This is a genomic window from Bradyrhizobium yuanmingense, from assembly GCF_029167105.1.
Lineage (GTDB): Bacteria > Pseudomonadota > Alphaproteobacteria > Rhizobiales > Xanthobacteraceae > Bradyrhizobium > Bradyrhizobium yuanmingense_A.
In genome coordinates, this window is the sequence record NZ_JARFML010000104.1 from 1 (window position 1) to 1542 (window position 1542).

Annotated in this window: 2 pseudogenes; one reads left to right on the forward strand and one right to left on the reverse strand. The window is 58.1% G+C overall.

The features are described from left to right. Window positions 1–147: pseudogene (locus P0R31_RS40600) on the reverse strand (IS701 family transposase); the annotation flags it as partial. 134 nt (window positions 148–281) lie between these two features. Between P0R31_RS40600 and P0R31_RS40605 the strand changes: the two are divergent. Further along, a pseudogene (locus P0R31_RS40605) lies at window positions 282–1042 on the forward strand (IS5 family transposase). The last annotated feature ends 500 nt before the right edge of the window (window positions 1043–1542 follow it).

Below are 1542 nucleotides of genomic sequence, written 5' to 3' on the forward strand. Positions count from 1 at the left end.
ACCGATCAGTCCCGCAACATACAGAGGACACATCCGCTGTCGGGTCTTATGACCCAGCCGGTCCAAGAACGGCATCAGCCAGCGTTCGAGTTCGTCTTCCCATCCCGGCATGGTCAGCCCTCCAAGAGCCGACCACCCATGAATCATTGAAAAATCGATTCGGGAATCCTATAAAACGCGACAAAATCAACAATCTGCCAAAGTAGTGCTAGGCGGTGTAGACTCTAAGGATTCCCTTTTGAGAGCAAATCAGATTCAAGGCTTCTTTTTGGGAGGCGGCCTTGGGTGTGATGGATCGTTTGGTGTTGAGCGACGCGGCCTGGGAGCGAATGGCGCCGCTGATCATAGGCCGGCCGGACCAGAAGGGCTCGACCGGGGGCGGGACAACCGGATGTTCGTGGAAGGTGTGCTTTGGATTGTGCGTACGGGCTCTCCCTGGCGTGATCTTCCGGAGGCGTTCGGAGACTGGAACAGCGTATTCCGGCGCTTCAGTCGATGGAGAAGGGTGTTTGGTGGCGGATCTTCGAGGCGATGTCCGATGATCCAGATTTCGAATATCTGATCGTCGATTCCACCATCGTCCGGGCGCATCAGCACGCCGCCGGGGCGAACAAAGGGGGTCTGAAGATCAGGCGCTTGGCCGCTCGCGCGGTGGCCTGAGCACGAAGATACATATGGCCGTTCGCGGCTTGGGGTGTCCTGTACGGTTCACGCTCACCGCAGGCCAGAAGGGCGATGCACCACAAGCCGCCGCATTGATCGAGGGACTGCCTGCCGAGGTCGTCATCGCCGATACAGCCTATGACGCCGTCATTTGCGCCAAGACATCGCCGCCAAAGAGGCGCTCGCCGTCATCCCCAACAACCCGTCACGCGCACTCAAATATCCGCTCGACAAACATCTCTATGCCCAGCGCCATCTCGTGGAATGCTGCTTCTCCAAACTCAAGCAGTTCCGCCGCGTCGCTACCCGCTTCGAAAAGACCGCCCGAAATTACCGAGCCGTCGTCACTCTCGCTGCCATTGTCCTATGGGTGCGATAAGTGTCCACACCGCTTAGTCCATGAAGCAGCCGTCATGAACATTGCCTTGGCCATTGAAGTGTTTCTTCTGGAGCGCGAAAATCGCAACGTACCGTTCGACCCGCATCCACAGCCCGTTTTTGTTTCAAGAAACTTTCGAATGTACAGGTGCGCCAACCTTTTGAACTCGCGTTCGGTCGCTTCCTGCGGATCAGGACGCGTGAGCAGGGATGACTCGCTGATGTCGCGGTGCCGTCCGGAGAGTGGTATTCCTCCGTTAAGGCGGTTGAGGGCCGCCTTGTTTGACGGACGCGAACGCTGCAGGTCCTAGACGATCGATTCCAAGAAGCCTGCGCTGGAACTGATTGAGTGTTGGCGGATTCCTCGGTTGCGGTGGCGCAACGAGGAGCGGTTTCATGGCAGGATGGCGGCAAGCGGTCGAATTGGCGATGACCGACGATGAGATTGAAGCGCTGGCGGCTCTTTCGCGGTCGAGAACCGAGCCATCGAGCCGGGTCTCG